At 67.6% G+C, this 4,030-nt stretch carries 6 protein-coding genes; 4 read left to right on the plus strand and 2 right to left on the minus strand.

The window, feature by feature from the left end; all coding sequences use genetic code 11:
• Nucleotides 1–24 precede the first annotated feature (24 nt).
• On the minus strand, nucleotides 25–999 hold the full coding sequence (locus tag ACFU8Q_RS39850) for a LuxR C-terminal-related transcriptional regulator (protein WP_384464642.1): 975 nt from the start codon (nucleotides 997–999) through the stop codon (nucleotides 25–27).
• Nucleotides 1,000–1,138: 139 nt separating this feature from the next.
• Here ACFU8Q_RS39850 and ACFU8Q_RS39855 point away from each other — a divergent pair, with 139 nt between their 5' ends.
• Together ACFU8Q_RS39855 and ACFU8Q_RS39860 are read left to right on the plus strand one after the other, a co-directional pair.
• Nucleotides 1,139–1,489 (plus strand): transposase, encoded by a 351-nt coding sequence (locus ACFU8Q_RS39855; protein ID WP_384464644.1) that lies wholly within the window; start codon nucleotides 1,139–1,141, stop codon nucleotides 1,487–1,489.
• 41 nt (nucleotides 1,490–1,530) lie between these two features.
• Nucleotides 1,531–2,175 (plus strand): transposase, encoded by a 645-nt coding sequence (locus ACFU8Q_RS39860; protein ID WP_384464647.1) that lies wholly within the window; start codon nucleotides 1,531–1,533, stop codon nucleotides 2,173–2,175.
• A gap of 69 nt (nucleotides 2,176–2,244) precedes the next feature.
• Here ACFU8Q_RS39860 and ACFU8Q_RS39865 read toward each other — a convergent pair whose 3' ends face one another.
• Nucleotides 2,245–2,772, minus strand: a complete 528-nt coding sequence (locus ACFU8Q_RS39865; RefSeq protein WP_384464650.1) for a DinB family protein — start codon at nucleotides 2,770–2,772, stop codon at nucleotides 2,245–2,247.
• Nucleotides 2,773–3,148: 376 nt separating this feature from the next.
• On the opposite strand from ACFU8Q_RS39865, the gene ACFU8Q_RS39870 reads away from it, so the two are divergent.
• Both ACFU8Q_RS39870 and ACFU8Q_RS39875 read left to right on the plus strand, forming a co-directional pair.
• Nucleotides 3,149–3,694 (plus strand): GNAT family N-acetyltransferase, encoded by a 546-nt coding sequence (locus ACFU8Q_RS39870; RefSeq protein ID WP_384464653.1) that lies wholly within the window; start codon nucleotides 3,149–3,151, stop codon nucleotides 3,692–3,694.
• Between the two features lie 147 nt (nucleotides 3,695–3,841).
• On the plus strand, nucleotides 3,842–4,030 hold a 189-nt coding region (locus tag ACFU8Q_RS39875), incomplete at its 3' end, for a DUF6086 family protein (RefSeq protein WP_384464656.1).

Consider the following 4,030-nt stretch of genomic DNA (forward strand, 5'->3'; position numbering starts at 1 on the left):
GGCCCGCCCTGCCGCGGCCCGGGGTCACAGCCAGCCGCGACGGCTGGCCTGGACGCCGAGCTGGAACCGGGTCTTGGCGCCGAGCATCTCCTGGAGGCGGGCGATGCGCCGGGCGACGGTGCGCTCGCTCACCCCGAGCTCACGGGCGATCGATTCATCGGTCAGCCCCGTGCTGAGGTAGCTCAGGAGCTGCCGCCCCTCGGGGGTCGCCTCGCTCTTGACAGCCTCACCGGCCGGCGGGAGCGGGACGGCGATCTGCCAGTACGACTCGAAGACGCCGATCAGCCCGTCCAGGAGCCCCGACGGCTGCACGACGACACTGTGGTGTCCCGTACGGTTCGGGGCGGCGACGGAGACCACGGCGAAACGGTCGTCGCAGACCAGCACGTTCAGCGCGACATCGGGGAAGACCCGGGCCTGTTCTCCCCGGGCGACGCACTCGTGCGCCACTTCCAGTGCCTTGGGGTCCTGCAGGATGTTGGCGCTGTACACCACCCGGTAGACGATCCCCCGGTCCAGCGCATCCAGCGTGCCAGGGCCGACCTCCGGCATCCGGTCGCCCCCGCCGACCGGCCCGATCGACAGCGCACGCACCTGGGACACGGCCCCGTTGTGCACCTGCGACTGGATCTCCCCGCGCCGCTCGGAGGTGTCGACGACCTCGACGTAGCTCGCTCCGGCGGTGTGGTCGAGCCAGTACTGCGACAGGGCCGTGGCGCTCTCGTAAGCGATCCGGGCCTGGCGCGCGCGCCGCTCGGCGACCGCCTCCAGCACCGCGCGGGGCGGCTGGGCGGTCAGCCTGCCGTCCGTACGGGACACCAGACCGATGTCGCTGAGTTCGGCGACGGCGTCCCTGAGGCTGTCGAGCGGCGACCCGACCAGCGCCGGCCGGTCGGTGAGCTCGGTCAGGGTCTGCGGACCCCGTTCCACGAGCGCGAGGTAGGCGGCCTCCGCTGTCGCGGAGAGACCGAGAGCCTGCAACGGGCGCAGCGTGCGCATGTCCCCCCAACCCGGCGGCATCGCACGGCACCACCCACCGACCCCATTTCTACGGTGGCTGTCATTCCGCCAAAGATCGTCAGCCTAACACCGGCGTGATCACGCGGACCGGGAGCGGACGGCGTGACGAGCGGCGCTGGTGAAAGCGTCGACGGATCTTGTGCCCGACGGCGCCGACTGGCTGGCCCAGCGGCCAGGAATCGAGGTGGTATGCCGGGACCGCGCGCCGTTCTTCGCCGAGGGCGCCACCACCAGTGCCCCGCAGGCCGTGCAGGTCGCGGACCGGTGGCACCTCTGGCACAACCTCAGCGAGGCCGCCGAGCGGAGCATCGCCCAGCACCGCCGATGCCTGCAAGTCCTGGTGTCCGAGACACCTGAAACGCCGCAGACGGAGCCCGACCCGGCGGAGGAGTCCTCCGGCTCACCGTGGCCGACCGGCCACCGGTTCGCCGACCGAACCCGGACCATGCCACGGTCCATGCCCTGGTGAAGGCGGGACACAGCCGTCGCGCGATCCAGCGGCAGCTCGGCATGACCAGCCGAACCGTCAAACGGTACGCGGACGCCGCCAAGCCGGAAGACCTCTTCACCGGTCAGTGGCAGACCCGGACCTCGATCCTCGACGAGTACAAGCCCTATCTGGACGACCGGTGGAACGAGGGCCGCACCAACGCCTGGAAACTATGGGAAGAGATCGTCCCACTCGGCTATCAGGGCAGCTACCAGCGCGTTCGCGCATACCTCCGCCAGAAGCGGACCTCGCCGCGGCCCGTGACAGCCCGTCCTCCCTCGCCCCGGGCCGTCGCCGGATGGGTTCTCCGCCGCCCGGAAAACCTCTCCGAGACCGAACCCCTCCACCTGAAGAACGTTCGGGCCAACTGCACCGAGATCGACGCACTCACCGGGCACGTCCGGTCCTTCGCGACCATGCTCACCGAGCGCCATGGCGAGCGCCTGCCGGACTGGCTCGCCGCCGTCAGACAGGACGACCTCCCCAGCCTCCACACCCTCGCCGCGGGCATCGACCGCGACCGCGAAGCGGTCATCGCCGGCCTCACCCTCCCCTGGAATTCGGGTGTCGTCGAAGGCCATGTCAACCGGATCAAGATGCTCAAGCGCCAAATGTTCGGCCGGGCCGGCTTCCAACTCCTCAGAAAAAAAGTCCTGTTGTCGTAACAGCTGGTGACGGTGTCACGACACTACCAGTGAACAAAGCCAGCCGACCAAGCTGCCGCCAACCGCATTTCACGCCCCGGCGACACCGTCGATGCGCTCCCGAATCAGGTCGGCATGGCCGTTGTGACGCGCGTACTCCTCAATCATGTGGACCATGATCCAGCGCAGCGAAACCCCTCCGTCACCTACGTGGCCAGCCTCCTGCTCAGACAGCCGACCGGAGTCGTCCAGCGAGGCGGCAGCGATGAGCTCACGCCCTCGAACGATCTCTGTCTGCCAGACCGCCATGGCCTCGTCGAGTTCCCGGCCATCCTCAAGTGCAAAGCCGTCGACGTTGCTCTCCCCGAAGACTGCGTGCACGTCCTGGCCGGCGAACACACGCTGGAACCAGTTGCGTTCCACCTCGGCCATGTGCTGGATGAGGCCCAGCAGTGTCATCGACGACGGCGCAGCCGACGCCAGCCGTAATTGATCGTCTTTGAGACCCGAGCACTTCAGGGCGAGAGTGGCACGGTGAAAGTCGAGCCATGATTCCAGCATGGCGCGCTCGCCAGCATGTGCGGGTGGGATAGGGCGTCCATCCGGTGTCGAAGTCATGCCAGGACCCTGGCACACGCCGCCATGAAATTCGCAGGCCTTCGCTGGCGACGAACACGCGCGACCCCTCTTGCCCAGGCAGCTCAGTGGCAACATCTTGCCGAGCAAAGCGAGGTAACTCCCAGAAGGGCACCGAAACGGCATTCACAGAAGGTGGCACAACCATACGTGCCACCTGGACTTCGAAGGCGAGGCGGATCACTGAGAGTGGTCGCGTCACAGAAGTTGTGCCAGAACCCGAGAACGGGAGGCATCCCGTCCCTGTCAGGCGTGGCTTGTAGGGCCCAGCCCCGTTGGTGAGGGTGAGGCCCTGGGCCGGTGAGTATCGATCGGCGAGTCTTGATCGCTTCTGAGCCTGCTGGCTAGGTTGGCTGGCATGACCGACCCCAGAGCCCTCGCTTGGCCACCTGCTCCGATCAAGACCGAGCGGCTCGTACTCCGCGAGTCCGAAGCCCGGGATCGTCCGGCGGTCATCGAGCTGAACGCCTCGCCAGAGGTGGGCACTTACCTCGGTGGCCCTCGACCGCGTGCCGAGCTCGAACGCACGGTGCCCGAGGTACCCGGGCAGCGCCCCGGCTTTTTCGTGATCGATCTTGACGGGGCGATGATCGGCACGATCATGCTCGATCCGCACGCAGAGCGTCCGGGGCACGTCCGTCCGGACGTCGGGAAGACCGAGCTCGGCTACCTGCTCCTGCCGCAGGCGTGGGGACACGGGTACGCCACCGAGGCGTGCGCAGCGGCACTCGACTGGTTCGCCGACGCGCTTCCCGGCGAGGCGGTGGTGCTGCGCACCCAGACCGCCAACGAGCGCTCGATGCGCCTCGCGGCAAAGCTGGGGTTCACCGAGGTGGAGCGGTACGAGGACTACGGCGCCGAGCAGTGGTTCGGTGTGTGGAGGTCGGTCACGCCGTCCGATTGAGCTCGTGCTCGACAACGCGGATCCGCAATTCGACAGCACCGCTGCAACGGAGCCCAGCGCTGTTGAAACTCGGACTCAGGCTCACTTTCCGTGGAGCGCTGACTGACCGTAATGTCGCCCCCCCAAGACCAGCAGTGAGAGGCTGACGTGAGCCAGTACTACGACTTGGGCGACCAAACCCTGTGGAACCCGTCCAACGGGGCGTCCCGGCTGTTCATGAGCCAGGTCACCGTCTATCAAACCGAAGTGGGTCTGCCATCCGGCATCGGCCCCATGGAAGCTGACGAGTGTCAGATCGACCCCATCGCATTCGCAGCGTTCGTCGACGCCCTGCTC

The organism is Streptomyces sp. NPDC057543 (genome assembly GCF_042801895.1).
GTDB lineage: Bacteria > Actinomycetota > Actinomycetes > Streptomycetales > Streptomycetaceae > Streptomyces.

Excerpts from the sequence above, each read along its gene's own strand:
- ACFU8Q_RS39850 (WP_384464642.1), bottom strand. The coding sequence starts at position 999 with ATGCGCACGCTGCGCCCGTTGCAGGCTCTCGGTCTCTCCGCGACAGCG.
- ACFU8Q_RS39860 (WP_384464647.1), top strand. The coding sequence starts at position 1,531 with ATGACCAGCCGAACCGTCAAACGGTACGCGGACGCCGCCAAGCCGGAA.
- ACFU8Q_RS39865 (WP_384464650.1), bottom strand. The coding sequence starts at position 2,772 with ATGACTTCGACACCGGATGGACGCCCTATCCCACCCGCACATGCTGGC.
- ACFU8Q_RS39870 (WP_384464653.1), top strand. The coding sequence starts at position 3,149 with ATGACCGACCCCAGAGCCCTCGCTTGGCCACCTGCTCCGATCAAGACC.